The organism is Streptomyces atroolivaceus (assembly GCF_000717025.1).
Classification (GTDB): Bacteria; Actinomycetota; Actinomycetes; order Streptomycetales; family Streptomycetaceae; genus Streptomyces; species Streptomyces atroolivaceus.
Map to the genome: position 1 here is coordinate 112,749 of NZ_JNXG01000018.1, position 16,113 is coordinate 128,861.

The following is a 16,113-nucleotide window of genomic DNA, read 5'->3' on the forward strand; positions in this document are numbered from 1 at the left end:
GAGCCCCGTCAGGTCACCGGCGGCAGTCCAGGAAGAGGTGGGGTTCGGGCACCGCGCCCGGGTGCGACGGCGTGAACACCGCGTCCTCCTCGTGCGTGACGGTGAGCCCGGCACCCGTCACCAGCGCCCTGACCGCCTCGGCGCCGAAGCTTGTCACCCGTACCGGCCGGCCCATGAAGACGGCGTCCACGCCTTCCACGTCCAGCGGCACGGTCGCCAGTACCAGACGGCCGCCCGGCCTGAGCGACCCCGCCAGGCGTCGTACGAGCGAGCGCTGCTCGCCGCGTGACATCTGCAGCAGCGAGAAGTAGACGCAGACCGCGTCGAAGCTCTCCTCCTCCAGGGGGAACGCACGGATGTCGGCGCAGCGGAAGGAGGCCCCGGGAACGCGGTGGGAGGCCAGGTCCACCATGACGGGTGAGACATCGACACCCAGCACCTCGTGCCCGGCGGCCGTCAGCGTGTGGGCGGTCGGCCGGCCCGTCCCGCTGCCGACGTCCAGAACGCGGCTGTGCGGCGCCAGATGCTCCAGCAGCCGGTGCAGGGAGGCGTGGTGCGCGGCCGAGCCGGTGAAGGCCGTCTCGTAGTCGGCCCCGATGGCGTCGAACGTCTCGGCTGCCGCGTGCTGGTGGCCCTCGGCCATGAGGACACCCCCTTCCGGACCGTGCCTACGGGATACGGGCGACGGCGACGTAGACGCCGCTGAACTCCTGCTCGGGGGCCGGGGTACCGCGGAACCATTCGGGAGCCGTCACCAGACCCGGCTCGACGATGTCCAGGCCGTCGAAGAAGCGGGCGAACTCGTCGCGGGTGCGCAGCGCGAGCCGGATGCCGCCCTTGCCGTACTCGGCCGCGCCCTGTTCCCCGCGCTCGGGGTTCACGTCGGACGCGCCCTGGGACAGCACCACGTAGCTGCCCGGCGCGAGGGTGGCCGCCAGCGTGCGCACGATGGCCTGCGGGTCCTGTTCGTCGGGGAGGAAGTGGAGAAGACCCAGGAGCGAGAGAGCGATGGGCCGGTCGAAGTCCAGGACCTTGCGAGCCGCCTCGATGATCGTGGCGGGCTCGAGCACATCCGCGTGCACGTAGTCCGTGGCTCCCTCCGGCCGGCTGATCAGGAGGGCCTCCGCGTGCCGCAGGACGATCGGGTCGTTGTCGCAGTAGACGATCCGGGAATGCGGGTTGATCTCCTGGGCGATCTGGTGCAGGTTCGGCGCGGTCGGGATCCCCGTACCGATGTCGAGGAACTGGGTGACACCCTCACGTGCCAGCCAGGCCGTGGAGCGGTTCATGAAGGCACGGTTCTGGAACGCCCCGGCCTTCGCCTCGGCCGGCAGATGCTCGGCCACCGCCTGGTCCACCGGGTAGTTGTCCTTGCCGCCGAGCAGCGAGTCGTAGACGCGTGCCGAGTGGGGCCTGCTGGTGTCGATCGGGGGGTGAGGTGTCCCAGTCGTCATGACGAGCTCCGTTGCAGATGAGGTGGACCGCTCCACCTGCGAAGTCTGCCACAGCAACTCGTCCGCGCGGGACCGTCGTTGACGCCGCGGGTGGAGCAGCGGCTCCCGGGGACAGCCCCGGGAGCCGCGTCCTCGGGCCGCGTGTCAGGGCGCGTCGACCAGGTCGTGCTTGGGTACGGTCACCGTGCGGGCGCCGGGCTTGCCGCCCAGGACCACCTTCCGGAGGGCGCTGTTGTTGTCGAGGTCGGTCTCCTTGAGACGCTTCTCCGGGTTGGCGAGCACCTGGATGTAGTAGGTGCCGTTCGCCAGACCCGTGATGTCGAAGGACTGGCCGGGAAGGTCCTGGGTGTACGTGTCACCGGATCCCACGTCGAGCACCTCCCGTACGGAGATGGAGTTCTCCTGGCCGCAGGCCGTGGACAGATCGGTGTTGTCCGGGTGCCAGTTGGCGTTCTTCACCGTGTAGTCGACCGCGTCGGTGTTGGCCAGGCAGAAGGCCTCCTTGCCGCTGCGCACGGTCTCCTTCCGGTCGGCCTTCAGCAGCCGGTAGCTCGCGAAGTCGGTGAAGTGCCAGTGCTCGTGCCCCGGCCTGGGGTCCCACTCCATGGTCCCGGTGGGGGTGTAGCCGACCTGCTTGCCCGAGGCGTCGTAGAAGTACTGGTAGGCGTCCATCAGCTCGTTGCCCGGCTTGCGGAAACCGTCCACCACGAGCTGTGCCGGCCCCGCGTTCCACACGTTGGCGCTGAAGGCCAGATAGTCCTTGCCCGGCGTGCCGCCGTCACCCTCACCGATGGTGATGCCGTAGGCGGGCAGTGAGCGCAGGTCGGGCTTGGGGACGTCCGGCACGGTCGCCGTGCCCGTGGGGCGCTTGGCGTTCGGCCGTTCCGCGGGTGCCTGCCGGGAGCCGTCCGTGCGCCCCGGCCCGTCGCCCTGCGCCGAGCGGAGTCCCGAGCGCTTGGCGGCCCAGGGCACCGCGGCGGGCGCGGGCGGGTGAGGGCCGTGGCCCACGTTGTACGAGGGGCCCGCACCGGTGGTTCCGGACACCGGAGCGGGTGTACGCGCCGGGGTGTGGCCGGTGTGGCCGGTGTGGCCCGAGTGTCCGGCTCCATGGGCGGCGTGCCCCGTCGCGGAGCGGGCGCCCGCCTCGGCGGCGGCGCTCCCTTCCTCCCAACTGCGCTCGCGCACCGTCACCTTGACGGTCTGCGGCTTGGCGTCGATCTTGAACAGGTCGCGGTAGCGCTGGGTGACGGCCACCTCCGCGGTGTACGTCCCGGCCGGGAGCGCGACCGGCGCCGCGTAATAGCCGGCGTACGTGTTGGACGCCCATCCGTTCTCGACACCCCACACCGAGCCGAGCGTGAAGGGATTCGTGGGGCAGCTCTCGGGATACTTCGACGTGGCCGGGGCGTCGGGCTGGATCCTGCCCGAGGCGTTGTTCGGGCAGAACGGCTCCGTACGGTTCACCACCGCCTTGCCCGCGGCGTCCCTGACCGTGATGCGGATGAAGTCCGGCAGCCCTGAGAAGTCCTTCACCAGGCCCTCGGGGAGGGTCCTGGTCCGTGTCTTCGTCCCCTCTCGGATGACCTGGGTGGCGACGACCGGATCCTTGTAACTCTTCCGGGTCACCCGCAGTTCGAGCGGCGCTCCGGACGCCGTGAGATACGTCCCCAGATCCAGATAGACGCCCGGATCCTCCTTCCATGAGTCGAGTGTCACCGACTTCGACGCGGCGACCAGGCCGAGCTGCGGTCCCGTCTTCGCCTGCTTGCTGTCGGGCGCTGCCGCGACGACGCCCGCGGTCACGACGATCGCCGCGGCGGCCGCGACCGCCGGACGCCACAGGCGGCTGCGGGGGGTTCTGTTGCTCATCGTTCTCCGATGTCCGAGTGCCCCGTGGGGCAGTGGATTCGCTTTGCCCGTGAGAGAGGGCAACCATGGCCGCAGGTTGTCCGAAGTCCCCGTCGGCAGGGATTGTTGGCCGAAATCAGGCATTGAGGTGTGCAATGAGACATTTTCAGGCTGTTCCTGACGTGATCTTGAGATGGCTGTGCTAGAAGCCCCTGCGCCTGCGTGACCGCTGACGGGCGCGAAACGGGCGCCACCGGGGGTGAAACAGGCATCGCCCCGCTGCCCGGTCGTCACCGCAAGCCCGCCACCAGCGCGGAGGCCGGAGATGAAACGGGCGTGAACGGGCACAGGCCAGGGGGCGAAGAAGCTGGTCGAACAACCGTTTCTGCTTGTACAAACAATGCGTGGGCCCGAACGGACGCCGGGCCCACACCGGATTCGCACTAGCGCAGGGATGGTGGCGTGGGCACCGAGGAACGCCGACGAGGAATTCTCGAGACGGCCCGACAGGACGGTTCCGTCGACGTGAATCAGCTGGCCGAACGGTTCCAGGTGGCCAAGGAGACCATCAGGCGCGATCTGCACACGCTCGAGGAGCACGGTCTCGTACGGCGCACGCACGGTGGCGCGTACCCGGTCGAGAGCGCCGGGTTCGAGACGACCCTGGCCATGCGCACCACGCACCACGTGCCGCAGAAGTCACGGATCGCGACAGCCGCCGCGGATCTGCTCGGCGACGCCGAGACGGTCTTCATCGACGAGGGCTTCACCCCGCAGCTCATAGCCGAAGCCCTTCCCCGTGACCGGCCGCTGACCGTGGTCACCGCCTCTCTGGCCGTCGCGACGGTCCTCGCGGACGCGGAGAAGACCTCCGTGCTCCTGCTCGGCGGGCGGCTGCGCGGCAGCACCATGGCGACGGTCGACCACTGGGCCACCCGCATGCTCGCCGACTTCGTCATCGACCTGGCGTACGTCGGAGCCAACGGCATCTCCCGCCAGTACGGGCTGACCACCCCGGACCCGGCGGTCGGCGAAGTCAAGGCACAGGCCATGCGCAGCGCCCGGCGCCGTGTGTTCGCCGGGGTCCACTCGAAGTTCGGCGCGGTGAGCTTCTGCCGTTTCGCCGGTGTCGGCGACTTCGAGGCGATCGTCACCGACACCGGGCTGCCGTCGGCGGAGGCGCAGCGATACTCGCTCCTCGGCCCGAACGTCGTGCGGGTCTGACCGGACCGACCCGGGAACCGCCGTCCCCACACCCCGCCGACCTGGTCCCCGCACTCTCAGGAGGCCGGAGGTCAGCCCCGCCGTGCCCGGAACCGCCGAGGAGAGCGGGACACGGGCACCGATCCACGAGCCGCTACGACCGATCAGGAGAACTTATGCCCCACCAGCATCGACGCCGTGGAACCCGCGTGCGTGCGGTCGCGGGCACGGCAGTGATGGCTTTCCTCGCCTCCGGGTGCGCCGGAGCGGGCGGCACCGCGTTCGGAGGAGGTGACGCACTGAACGTACTCATGGTGAACAACCCGCAGATGGTCGAGTTGCAGAAGCTCACGGCGGAGCACTTCACCGAGGAGACCGGCATCAAGGTCCACTTCACCGTGCTCCCGGAGAACGACGTCCGCGACAAGATCAGCCAGGACTTCTCCAACCAGGCCGGCCAGTACGACGTCGGCACCATCAGCAACTTCGAGGTGCCCTTCTTCGCGAAGAACGACTGGCTGCACCCGCTCGACTCGTACGCCGCGGAGGACACCGCCTTCGACCAGGACGACATCCTCGAACCCCTGAGGGAGTCGCTCACCGCCGAGGGCAAGCTCTACGCCCAGCCGTTCTACGGCGAGTCGTCCTTCCTCATGTACCGCAAGGACGTCTTCGAGGCGAAGGGGCTCACGATGCCCGCGCACCCCACCTGGAACCAGGTGGCCGGACTCGCGGCGCGGGCGGACGGGGCCGAGCCCGGCATGAAGGGAATCTGCCTGCGCGGACTGCCCGGCTGGGGCGAGATCATCGCCCCGCTCACCACCGTCGTCAACACCATGGGCGGCACCTGGTTCACGAAGGACTGGGAACCCCGGCTCACCTCACCTGAGTTCAGGAAGGCCACGAAGTTCTACGTCGACCTCGTGCGCGAGCACGGGGAACGCGGCGCCTCCCAGGCCGGGTACGCCGAGTGCCTCAACAACATGACACAGGGCAAGACCGCCATGTGGTACGACGCCACGGCCGGTGCCGGCTCGCTGGAGGCGGCCGGCTCCCCGGTCAAGGGGAAGATCGGCTACGTATCCGCGCCGGTCGAGGAGACCAAGAGCTCGGGATGGCTCTACACCTGGGCGTGGGGCATCCAGAAGGCGTCCAAGAAGTCCGACGACGCATGGAAGTTCGTCTCCTGGGCGTCCAGCAAGGAGTACGAGTCGCTCGTCGGCGAGACCAGCGGCTGGTCCAACGTCCCGGCGGGCAAGAGGGCCTCCACCTACGACAACCCCGCATACCGAAAGGCGGCAGGCGCCTTCGCGGACGTCACCGAGCAGGCCATCTCGGGTGCCGATCCCAAGAACCCGGGCACCCAGCCACGCCCCGTGCCCGGTATCCAGTTCGTCGGCATCCCCGAGTTCACCGATCTCGGCACCCGGGTCGCGCAGGAGATCAGCGCGGCCGTCGCCGGCCGCCAGTCCGTCGACAAGGCGCTGGCCACCTCCCAGAAGCTGGCCGAACAGGTCGCCAAGGAGTACCGATGACCACAGCAGTCGGAACCACGCCCCAGTCGCCACCCCGGCCACCCGCACCCGCCCGCTCACGGAGGACCGGCCCACGGGCCTGGGCCACCAGAGCACCCCTCCTGCCCGCCCTGGTCTTCCTGATCGCCGTCACCCAGTTGCCCTTCGTGGCCACCCTGGTGATCTCCCTCTTCGACTGGAACTCCCTCAACCCCGACAAGCGCGCCTTCAACGGGCTCGACAACTACGCGTCCGTCTTCACGGACGCCGCCCTCCGCGACTCGGTCCTCACCACCATCCTGCTGACCACGGGTGTCGTCATCGCCACCGTGGTCATCGGACTGGCCCTCGCGCTGCTGCTGGACCGTACGTTCTTCGGCCGGGGCATCGTCCGCACCCTGCTCATCACGCCGTTCCTGATCGTGCCCGTCTCCGCCGCGCTGCTGTGGAAGCACGCGCTGTACAACCCGGAGTACGGCCTCCTCAACGGCGCGCTGAGCTGGGTCGGTGAGCTCTTCGGCGACACCAGCCCGAGCCAGCCGGACTGGATCGCGGACATGCCGCTGCTCGCCGTGATCGCCGCGCTCGTCTGGCAGTGGACCCCGTTCATGATGCTGATCCTGCTCGCGGGCCTCCAGAGCCGCCCCGCGGAGGTCGTGGAGGCCGCGCGCCTGGACGGGGCGAGTGCCTGGCAGACCTTCCGCTACCTGACCCTGCCGCACCTGCGCAGGTACCTCGAACTCGGAGTCCTGCTCGGCGCCGTCTACATCGTGCAGAACTTCGACGCGGTCTTCACGATCACCGCGGGCGGACTCGGCACCGCCAACCTTCCGTACACGATCTACCAGACCTTCTACCAGGCCCACGAATACGGACTGGCGTCCGCCGCGGGGGTCGTCGTGGTGATCGGCACGATCATCATCGCCACCTTCGCGCTCCGGACCGTCTCGTCCCTCTTCAGTGAGGAGGCGAACCGCGCATGACCACCACCACCGCCCCCGCGCCGGCCCCGTCCGCGCGACGGGTCCTGCGCAGAGCCAAACGGCGCAACACCGCGCTCGGTCTGCTGGCCTGGGCGGCAGGACTCGTCTTCTGCCTGCCCGCGTTGTGGATGCTGCTGACGTCGCTGCACGCGGAGTCCGACGCCGCGACCAACCCGCCCTCCCTCTTCGCACCGCTCACCCTCGACGGCTACCGGGCGTTCTTCGGCTCCGACACCGGCGTCACCCCGTGGCCGCCCCTGCTCAACTCCCTGGGCGCCTCCTTCTTCTCCACCGTCCTGGTGCTCCTGCTGGCGCTCCCGGCGGCGTACGCCCTCTCCATCAGGCGCGTACGCAAGTGGACGGACGTGATGTTCTTCTTCCTCTCCACGAAGATGCTGCCCGTCGTCGCGGGGCTCCTCCCCGTCTACCTGTTCGCGAAGAACGCCGGGATGCTGGACAACATCTGGCTCCTCGTCCTGCTCTACACCTCGATGAACCTGCCGATCGCCGTCTGGATGATGCAGTCCTTCCTCGCGGACGTGCCGGTGTCCGTCATCGAGGCCGCCCAGGTCGACGGCGCGAGGCTGCCGACCGTCCTGGCCCGGGTGGTCGCGCCGATGGCCGCTCCGGGCATCGCGGCGACCGCCCTGATCTGTTTCATCTTCAGCTGGAACGAACTGCTCTTCGCACGGGTGCTGACCGGCGTCGTCGCCCAGACCGCACCCGTCTTCCTCACCGGGTTCGTCACCAGCCAGGGCCTCTTCCTCGCCCAGCTGTGTGCCGCGTCCGTCGTCGTGTCCCTGCCGGTGCTCGCCGCCGGCTACGCCGCCCAGGACAAACTCGTCCAGGGCCTGTCTCTTGGAGCAGTGAAATAATGCGGGCAGCGATCGTCGAAGCCCCCGGCAAGGTCTCCGTCACCACCGTCCCCGACCCCACGCCCGGCCCCCGTGAGGTCGTCGTCTCCGTCGCCTCGTGCGGGCTGTGCGGCACCGATCTGCACATCCTGCAGGGCGAGTTCGCGCCCACGCTGCCGCTCGTCCCCGGCCATGAGTTCGCCGGGGAGGTCGTGGGCGTCGGACGTGACGTCACGGAGCTGGCCGTCGGTGACAGGGTCGCCGTCGACCCCTCGCTGCACTGCCACGAGTGCCGCTACTGCCGCAGCGGACGCGGCAACCTCTGCGAACGCTGGGCCGCCATCGGCGTCACCGTCTCCGGTGGCGCCGCCGAGTACGCCGTCGCCCCCGTCGCCAACTGCGTCAAGCTGCCCGAGCACATCGACGTGAAGGACGCGGCCCTGATCGAGCCGCTCTCCTGCGCGGTCCGCGGTTACGACGTACTGAGCAGCACCCTCGGAGCCGAGGTGCTGATCTACGGCTCCGGGACCATGGGCCTGATGATGCTGGAGCTCGCCAAGCGCACCGGGGCGGCAGGCGTGGACGTCCTCGACGTCAACCCCGAGCGCCTCGCCACGGCCGGCCTCCTCGGCTGTTCCCGGTCGGCGGCCGGAGCCGACGAGCTGGACAGGCCCGGTGGCTGGGACGTCGTCATCGACGCCACCGGCAACGCGGCGGCCATCCAGGACGGCCTCGGACGTGTCGCCAAGGGAGGGACGTTCCTGCAGTTCGGGGTGGCCGACTACGCGACGACGGCGGTCATCGAGCCGTACCGCATCTACAACCAGGAAATCACCATCACCGGCTCGATGGCCGTCCTGCACAGCTACGAACGCGCCGCGGCGCTCTTCGCCACCGGGGTCCTCGACCCCGCCGTCTTCATCAGCGACCGGCTGCCCCTCGACCAGTACCCGCAGGCCATCGACCGCTTCAAGGCGGGCATCGGCCGCAAGATCGTGGTCGAGCCGTGACCGGCGGGCCCGGTGCCGTCCTCGTACTCGGCGAGGCCCTGATCGACCTCGTACCCGTGGCCGGGGACGGAGGCGTGCGGGCCGCCCAGTTCGGCGGGGCTCCGGCGAACGTCGCCGTCGGGCTGGCCAGGCTGGGCACCCCGGCAGCGTTCGCCGGGGGCCTGGGCGGCGACGGTTTCGCCCGCACGATCGAGGAACGGCTGCTGGCGGCCGGGGTCGACCTCACGCTCTGCGAACGCTCCGGGCTGCCCACCGCGCTGGCCGTCGCCGAACCGGACGCCGGGGGGACGGGGTACCACTTCCATCTCCAGGACACGGCGACGTTCCGGCTGCCGGACCTCTCCGCGCGGGCCTCCGGCTTCGGGGCCGTGTACGTGGGCGGTCTCGCGGCCGTCGTGGAGCCGGCGGCAGCGGCCGTACGGGCCACCGCCCTCGCGGCCGCCGAGCACTCCCTCCTCGTCGTGGACCCCAATGTCCGCCAGGACCGCACTCTGGGCGCCGATCACGGCTCGGCGGCGCTGCGCGAGCTGTGCGACCTCGCGCACGTCGTGAAGGCCAGCGACGAGGACCTGGAGCGGCTGTGGCCCGGGGCGGACGCGGAGGAGACCTGCCGGAAGCTGGCGGCCGGCGGACGGCTGGTGATCCTCACCCGGGGCGCGAGGGGCAGTACGGCGTACACAGCCACCGCGCCGCCCATGTCCGTGGCAGCCACGCCGGTCGAGGTGGTCAACACGATCGGGGCGGGGGACGCGTTCGCCGCGGGTCTGCTGAGCCGGATGGGCGCCCTCGGCACGTTCACGGCGACACCGGAGCCGGAGGAGGTACGGGACATGCTGGCCTACGCGTCCGAGGCCGCCGCCTCGGTGTGCGCGCAGGCGGGCACGGAGCCCACCGTGACCTAGGTGTTGCCCTGTGAGGTTGGGGGCGCGGCGAGGTCCCGGCTTCCCCGCTCCGTGGAAGGAGCCGGGAGCTCGGGAGCCCATGGAGCGGGGGAGGCCGCCGATCGCCCTGCGGGGGAAGCAGCCGAATGCGTCCGGTACGGGGCCCGTACTCCGCCTCGCGGTCGCACCCACCGCGGGCCACGCCCTTCGGGCGTGCGGCGGGACTTCGCCGGCACCCCCTGGGCGCACGGTCGTGGACATGCGCACCCGCGCGCGGGTGCGCATCCTGACTGTGTGACCCGGAGCCCCGATGGCAGCCGAACGCCCGACGGACTGTCGCTCGTGCTCGCCCAGGCCGTGGTGAGTGCCGTCGACGGCGTCGGGGGGTACGCGGGCGGGGTCTACCTGCGCTCCCGGACCCCGGGCCTCCTGCTCATGGCCGTGCTCGCAGGGTTGCCCGGCCCCCTGCTGCGCCCATGGTGGCGGATGCATGTCAACCGGCCCTTCCCGGTCGCCGAGGCCTACCGCTCGGGCCGGCCGGTGTACCTGGGCGATGCCGAGGAATCCATGCGCCGGTTCCCCCAGCTGATGGCGGGGCTGCCGTTCCCCTTCGGATCGCTCTACGCTCCCGTCCCGGCCGGCACCACTCCCGTGGGCGTGCTCGTCGTCCTGCGCTATGCGACCCGGGGGGTACCGGTGGGCGGAGCCGACCGGCGCCGGTTGGAGGCCGTCGCCCGGGAGCTGGGCGCCGACATCGCCGCTCAGGGCTCGCCGGCCACGTGGGACGGCGAGCCCATGACCGTCCGGCTGCCTTCGGAGGCCGAGCGGCAGATGCGCGTCGGACACTTCGAGTGGGACGTGGGCAGCGGGGCTGTCACCGCGGACGACCGCACCCACGAGATGCTGGGGCATGAGCCCGCCGGCGCACGGGTGCGCTCCATGGAGGCCCTCACGGCCGGGCTGCTGCCCGAGGACGTGTACGGACTGTGGACACTGGGGAGCGGGGCCGCGCGGTCGGCCGAGCCCCGTGTGCGCCGGATGCCGCTGTGGGGGCCCGACGGCAGGCCCCTCGTGGTCGAGCTCTCCGGCCACCGGGAGCACGGCGGCGCGGCGGGCCTGCTGACGGGTGTCCTCCTCGACCCGGGAGCGGGCCCGGCCGTGCCCGACGCGGCCGACCGGATCCCGCGCGGCACGCTCTCCCACGACCGGCTCGGACGGATCACCTACGTCAACGGGGCGGCGGAGGACATCCTCGGCCACACCCGGGCGGAGCTGACCGGCCGGCCTCTGGGGGAGGCGCTGCCCTGGCTGGCGAACCCGGCCTACGAGGATCACCGCCGTGCATCCCTGTTCTCCGACGGCCCGGTCCACTTCCTCGCCCGGCGCACCCCGACGCAATGGCTGTCCGTGGCGATGTTCCCCGGCCGCGACGGGGTCACGATCACCTTCAGCCCGTCGCGGCGCCCCGGCCACAGCGCGGACACGTTCACAGCGAGGGGGGAGCCCGGCTCACCGGCCGACCGCTCCACCGTCCTGTACCGGCCGGTCGCCCTGGCCATCGCACTGACGGAGGCCGTCACCGCGCGTCAGGTATCGGCCGTCGTGACCGAGGAGCTGCTGCCCGCCTTCGGAGGCAGGCAGCTGGCCATCTACCTCCAGAACGAGCGGCGCCTCTACCTGGCCTGGGAGACGGGCTTCCCCAAGGGATTCCTCGACCGGTTCGACGGGGTGGGTCTCGACACCCACATCCCCGGTGTGGAGACCCTCACGACCGGCCGGCCGCTGTTCTTCGAGTCCATGGAGGCGCTGGGTGACGCCTATCCCGGCATCCCCATGGACGCCAGTGTCGGCGCCCGTGCCTTCCTGCCGCTCATCGCCTCCGGCCGCCCCGTCGGTTCGTGCATCCTCGGCTTCGACCAGCCCCGCGGGTTCAGCCCCGAGGAGCGCACCGTGCTCACCGCGCTGGCCGGGCTCATCGCCCAGGCACTCCAGCGCGCCCAGCGTTACGACACCGAGGCCGCTCTCGCCCGGGGGCTCCAGGACGCACTGCTGCCCCACCGGCTCCCCGTCGTCGACCACGTCGAGACCGTCGGGCGCTACCTCTCGGGCACCCAGGACATCGAGATCGGGGGCGACTGGTACGACGTCATCGAGACGGGAAGCGGCCTGGCCCTGGTCATCGGGGACGTCCAGGGACACGGTGTCGCCGCGGCTGCCACCATGGGCCAGCTGCGCAGCGCCGTGCGGGCCTTCGCCCTCATCGGGCACGAGCCGCAGGAGATCATGAGCGCCACGAACCGGCTGCTCATCGGCCTCGACCCCGGTCAGTTCGCCAGCTGCTGCTACGTGCTGCTCGACCCGGAAACCGGTGCCACGCGGGCCGTGAGGGCCGGGCACCCCCAGCCCGTCCTGAGGCATCCCGACGGCGAGGCCGAGGTCCTCGCTCTTCCCGGAGGAGTGGTGCTCGGAGTCGACCCGGACGCCTCGTATCCCGTCACGGAGCTGCGGCTCGGGCCGGGAGCCGTCCTCGCCCTCTTCACGGACGGGCTCGTGGAGAAGGCGGGTACCGACATCGACGAGGGCATCGAGCGCCTGCGCAGCACCCTTGCGGCGGTGGGCCACATGCCGCTCGCCGAGACCGCGGACCGCATCATCCGGCAGGCCAGGCAGGACGAGGACCGGCCCGACGACATCGCGCTGCTGGTGGCCGCCCGCCGCGCCCCGTCCCGCTGATTCCCGCCGGCCGGGCCGGGCGCGGTGTCCGTCATGCGGAACGCGCCGGGTGCCGGCTGCGCGCATGCGGCGCTGGTGAGGCATCCTCTGCTGGTCGGGCAGAACAGGCCCCTGGCGGTGAGTGGATCTTCCGCCGCAGCCTGTGACGGAGAAGGATTCGGAACCAGATGGCAGACAACTCGGACCTGTTGGCCTTCGTGCGGGCGCGCCTCGCCGAGGAGGAGGACATCGCGCGGGAAGCGGGTGGCGACGGCTGGCGGACTCCGGCGGAGGCGCCCGGTGAGGTGCACGACCGCACGAGCGGTATCGCGTTCGTCGTACGGTCCCGTGGCTACGACCGGCACATCGCCTTCCAGGACCCGGCACGCGCCCTGCGCCGCATCGAGACCAACAGGGTCCTTCTGGACGAGTACGAGGAGATCGCGGTCCTGGACACCGACCGGCCGGCCCAGGACTTCACCTCGGGCCGCGCCGTCGGGCTGGGTTTCGTCGTCCGGCAGATGGCCGCCGAACACGCGGGGCACCCCGCTTACCGGGTGAAGTGGCTGCCGCGGTTCTCCCACTGGGGCCCGCCCTCCCCTCCGGAATAGAAGGCGCGTCGGAGCCCGTCGGGCCACTCCGTGACCCCTCACCCGGGGTCCACCCCGACCGGACGGGCGACGTCCCGTGGCGGAGCGACGCCGGTTCGTCTCGCGGGGCGACCGCGCACCGGCAATGCTGGGGTGTGAGCGGTGGAAGCACCGTCCGTTCGCGAGCCGGCGCCGGCGACGCAGTCGCGGCCGATCCCGAGGAGACGCGTATGACGGGCACAGCTGGTCCTCTGGCAGGGCGCGTCGCCGTCGTGACCGGCGCGGCACGGGGTCTCGGCGCCGCCGTCGCACGGGACCTGGCCGACCGCGGAGTCACGGTCGCCCTGATCGGCCGGGAGGAACGGGGTCTGGCCGAGGTGCGGGACTCCCTGCCCGGCCGGGCGGAGTGCTGGGAGGTCGATGTCACGGACGAGGCCGGAATGGCGGAGGCGGCCCACGACGTCCGGGAGCGGCTCGGGCCGGTATCGGTCGTGGTCGCCAACGCGGGGCTGGCCGAGGGCGGTCCCTTCGCCGAGTCCGATCCGGTGACCTGGCGGCGCGTGATCGAGGTGAACCTGATCGGCAGCGCGATCACCGCGCGTTCCTTCGTGCCCCAACTGCGCGCCACGCGGGGCTACTACCTCCAGATCGCCTCGCTGGCCTCCATCGGTGCGGCTCCCCTGATGAGTGCCTACTGCGCGTCCAAGGCCGGTGTGGAGTCGTTCGCGCACTCGTTGCGCGCCGAGCTCGCCCATGAACACGTCGGCGTCGGCATCGGCTACCTGAACTGGACCGATACCGACATGATCCGTGACGCCGACCAGAAGCCCGTGCTGCGCGAGCTTCGGGCTCACATGCCGAGGCCCGCGCGCAAGGTCTACCCGGCGGACCAAGTGGCGCGCCACATGGTGCGGGCGATCGAACGGCGCCGTGCTGCCGCGTACGTCCCCGCGTGGCTCCGCGCGACGCAATTGGTGCGTGCCGGGATGCCCCCGGTCGTCACCGCGTTCTCGAAGCGCGAGCTGCCCAGACTGATGCGGGAGACGTCGTTCGAGGCCACGGGGCTCCTGGGGGCCGGCGGCCGGGCCGACTCCCTGGGCCGTCGAGGGCCGGACGGCTGAACGGCGTCCCGCGCGGAGCCGGCGCGCGCCGGACTGAGTACGGGGCCGTCGTGGGTCTGAGTACGTGACCCGATCCGGACCATGGCCTCCGCTGGTCGAATGGGACCCATGCTCCCCGACGCGCCGACGCGCCCCCGCATCCAGAACCTGACCTGCGCCGGAACGGCGCTGGTCGTGACCCTTCTCCCGCTGGCCGTCGGCGTCCTTCTGGCCAGGACGACGGCGCTGGATCCGATGGCACCCGTGAACGCGCTGGTCACCAGCGGCGGCCAGCGCGCACGTCTCGCCCCCTCGCGATGGATGCTGAAGGCTCGAACGCGCGAACTCCTTTCCCGGCGGTGAGGGAACTCCTGTCCAGGTAAGCGCTGTCCCTTCTGTTACACGGATACGCGCTGCCCGCGCAGGGCGCCGAGGGGAGCTGGGTGGGGGTGGGCGGGGCGCCATGACCAGGTGAACGGTGCCCCCGACGGGTCGGTGCAGCGATCAACGATTGACAGGTCTACGACCGGCGACATCCGTGCCGAATGCAGTCGTGTGTGACAGAAATGTCCGTACTTCGTCACATGAATCAGGGCACCTTTCGGCCATCTCGAAAGCGGGACAAAGTTTGCGTTCCCGGCACGACGCCGGGGTCGGAAAAGCGCCCGGCACTCCATTCCGGGCCTGCATGATGAGGGGTTTCCATGTCCCGTTCCGCACGACGGATCACCGCCACCGCTCTCGCCTCAGGCGCCCTGCTCGCCGCAGCGGCTCTGCCGGCAACGGCCGATGGCCGGGACCGCGGCCACAACCGGCCGGCGCAGCGCTCGGCTGTCGTCCTGGGCGAGATCCAGCACGACAGCCCCGGCCGCGACAACGGATCGAACCGCAGCCTGAACGCCGAGTGGGTGACCGTCACCAACACCAGCCGCCACTCCGTCAACCTCCGCGGCTGGACGCTGTCCGACGAGAGCCGCCGCACGTACAGGTTCGACCTGCGGCTGCCCGGGCGCTCCTCCGTCCGCGTCCACACCGGTGTCGGCCGTGACACCCGGCACGACGTGTACCAGGACCGCCGCAACTACGTGTGGGACAGCAGGGACACCGCCACGCTCCGTGACAACCGGGGCCACAAGGTCGACTCCGAGTCCTGGGGCCGGCACCGTGACGGCGGTCACCGCGACGGTGGCCAGCGCGACGGTGGCCAGCGCGACGGTGGCCAGCGCGACGGTGGCCAGCACGACGGTGGACACCGCGACGGCGGACACCGCGACGGCGGACACCGCGGCAACCGCTGATCAGTACCGGTAGGGGGAGCCTGCGTTCTCCTTGACCGGAACGGCGTACCACGGCTCACCCCTGTGGTACGCCGTACTCGTGCGATCCGCGGCCGCGGTGGGGCGGGGCCTGTGCACGGGGAAGCTGCGGGTGATGTCAGGATGGACTCATGACCATCAAGGCGTATTTCGACATCACCATCGACGACCAGCCCGCTGGGCGGATCGTGTTCAACCTTTTCGACGACGTGACCCCCAAGACCGCGGAGAACTTCCGCGCGCTCGCCACCGGTGAGAAGGGCTTCGGTTACGCGGGCTCGCCGTTCCACCGGGTCATCCCGGACTTCATGCTCCAGGGCGGTGACTTCACCCGGGGCAACGGCACCGGCGGCAAGAGCATCTACGGCGAGAAGTTCGCCGACGAGAACTTCACCCTGAAGCACAACAAGCCGGGCCTGCTCTCGATGGCCAACGCCGGCCCGAACACCAACGGTTCGCAGTTCTTCATCACGACCGTCGTCACCCCCTGGCTGGACGGCAAGCACGTGGTGTTCGGTGAGGTCGCCGACGAGGCGAGCATGGAGCTCGTCCGCAAGATCGAGTCGTACGGCTCCTCGACCGGCAAGACCAAGTCGGCGATCGCCGTCTCCGAGTCCGGCGTCCTCTAGGCACGCGACGGGGCTCCCG

At 70.8% G+C, this 16,113-nt stretch carries 15 protein-coding genes; 12 read left to right on the forward strand and 3 right to left on the reverse strand.

Features of this window, described 5'->3' with window-relative positions:
- Positions 1-13: 13 nt before the first annotated feature.
- The 3 genes from OO67_RS29335 to OO67_RS29345 all read right to left on the reverse strand — a co-directional run bounded on the left by OO67_RS29335 (position 14) and on the right by OO67_RS29345 (position 3,323).
- Positions 14-643, reverse strand: a complete 630-nt coding sequence (locus tag OO67_RS29335) for a class I SAM-dependent methyltransferase (protein ID WP_033304784.1) — start codon at positions 641-643, stop codon at positions 14-16.
- 25 nt (positions 644-668) lie between these two features.
- Positions 669-1,454 carry an SAM-dependent methyltransferase gene (locus OO67_RS29340; RefSeq protein WP_033304785.1) on the reverse strand — a complete coding sequence of 262 codons (786 nt, stop codon included), beginning with the start codon at positions 1,452-1,454 and terminating at the stop codon, positions 669-671.
- Between the two features lie 144 nt (positions 1,455-1,598).
- Positions 1,599-3,323: a lysyl oxidase family protein gene (locus OO67_RS29345; RefSeq protein WP_033304786.1), complete on the reverse strand. Its 1,725-nt coding sequence runs from the start codon at positions 3,321-3,323 to the stop codon at positions 1,599-1,601.
- A gap of 441 nt (positions 3,324-3,764) precedes the next feature.
- Between OO67_RS29345 and OO67_RS29350 the strand changes: the two genes are divergently transcribed.
- From OO67_RS29350 to OO67_RS29405, 12 genes are all read left to right on the forward strand, one after another.
- Positions 3,765-4,526: a DeoR/GlpR family DNA-binding transcription regulator gene (locus OO67_RS29350; protein WP_033304787.1), complete on the forward strand. Its 762-nt coding sequence runs from the start codon at positions 3,765-3,767 to the stop codon at positions 4,524-4,526.
- 155 nt (positions 4,527-4,681) lie between these two features.
- Positions 4,682-6,040 (forward strand): ABC transporter substrate-binding protein, encoded by a 1,359-nt coding sequence (locus OO67_RS29355; protein WP_033304788.1) that lies wholly within the window; start codon positions 4,682-4,684, stop codon positions 6,038-6,040.
- A complete protein-coding gene (locus OO67_RS29360; RefSeq protein ID WP_033304789.1) occupies positions 6,037-7,002 on the forward strand; it encodes a carbohydrate ABC transporter permease in 966 nt (321 codons plus the stop codon). The genes OO67_RS29355 and OO67_RS29360 overlap by 4 nt, the downstream gene beginning before the upstream one ends.
- The gene (locus OO67_RS29365; RefSeq protein ID WP_033304790.1) at positions 6,999-7,877 is read left to right on the forward strand and encodes a carbohydrate ABC transporter permease; all 879 of its coding nucleotides are present in this window, start codon (positions 6,999-7,001) and stop codon (positions 7,875-7,877) included. The genes OO67_RS29360 and OO67_RS29365 overlap by 4 nt, the downstream gene beginning before the upstream one ends.
- The gene (locus OO67_RS29370; RefSeq protein WP_033304791.1) at positions 7,877-8,866 is read left to right on the forward strand and encodes a zinc-dependent alcohol dehydrogenase family protein; all 990 of its coding nucleotides are present in this window, start codon (positions 7,877-7,879) and stop codon (positions 8,864-8,866) included. Before OO67_RS29365 ends, OO67_RS29370 begins: the two co-directional genes overlap by 1 nt.
- A complete protein-coding gene (locus OO67_RS29375) occupies positions 8,863-9,768 on the forward strand; it encodes a PfkB family carbohydrate kinase (RefSeq protein ID WP_033304792.1) in 906 nt (301 codons plus the stop codon). Before OO67_RS29370 ends, OO67_RS29375 begins: the two co-directional genes overlap by 4 nt.
- A 273-nt stretch (positions 9,769-10,041) precedes the next feature.
- Positions 10,042-12,480, forward strand: a complete 2,439-nt coding sequence (locus OO67_RS29380) for a SpoIIE family protein phosphatase (protein ID WP_244300342.1) — start codon at positions 10,042-10,044, stop codon at positions 12,478-12,480.
- Positions 12,481-12,647: 167 nt separating this feature from the next.
- Entirely contained in the window at positions 12,648-13,070 is a 423-nt protein-coding gene (locus tag OO67_RS29385; protein ID WP_033304793.1) for a DUF6221 family protein, read from the forward strand.
- 209 nt (positions 13,071-13,279) lie between these two features.
- The gene (locus OO67_RS29390; protein ID WP_033304794.1) at positions 13,280-14,170 is read left to right on the forward strand and encodes an SDR family oxidoreductase; all 891 of its coding nucleotides are present in this window, start codon (positions 13,280-13,282) and stop codon (positions 14,168-14,170) included.
- A gap of 99 nt (positions 14,171-14,269) precedes the next feature.
- Positions 14,270-14,512 carry a hypothetical protein gene (locus tag OO67_RS29395; RefSeq protein ID WP_341864665.1) on the forward strand — a complete coding sequence of 81 codons (243 nt, stop codon included), beginning with the start codon at positions 14,270-14,272 and terminating at the stop codon, positions 14,510-14,512.
- Between the two features lie 341 nt (positions 14,513-14,853).
- Positions 14,854-15,447, forward strand: coding sequence for a lamin tail domain-containing protein (locus OO67_RS29400; protein WP_033304795.1), 594 nt, complete (start codon positions 14,854-14,856; stop codon positions 15,445-15,447).
- Positions 15,448-15,596: 149 nt separating this feature from the next.
- Complete coding sequence (locus tag OO67_RS29405) at positions 15,597-16,094, forward strand: peptidylprolyl isomerase (RefSeq protein ID WP_033304796.1); 498 nt, start codon at positions 15,597-15,599, stop codon at positions 16,092-16,094.
- Positions 16,095-16,113: the final 19 nt, after the last annotated feature.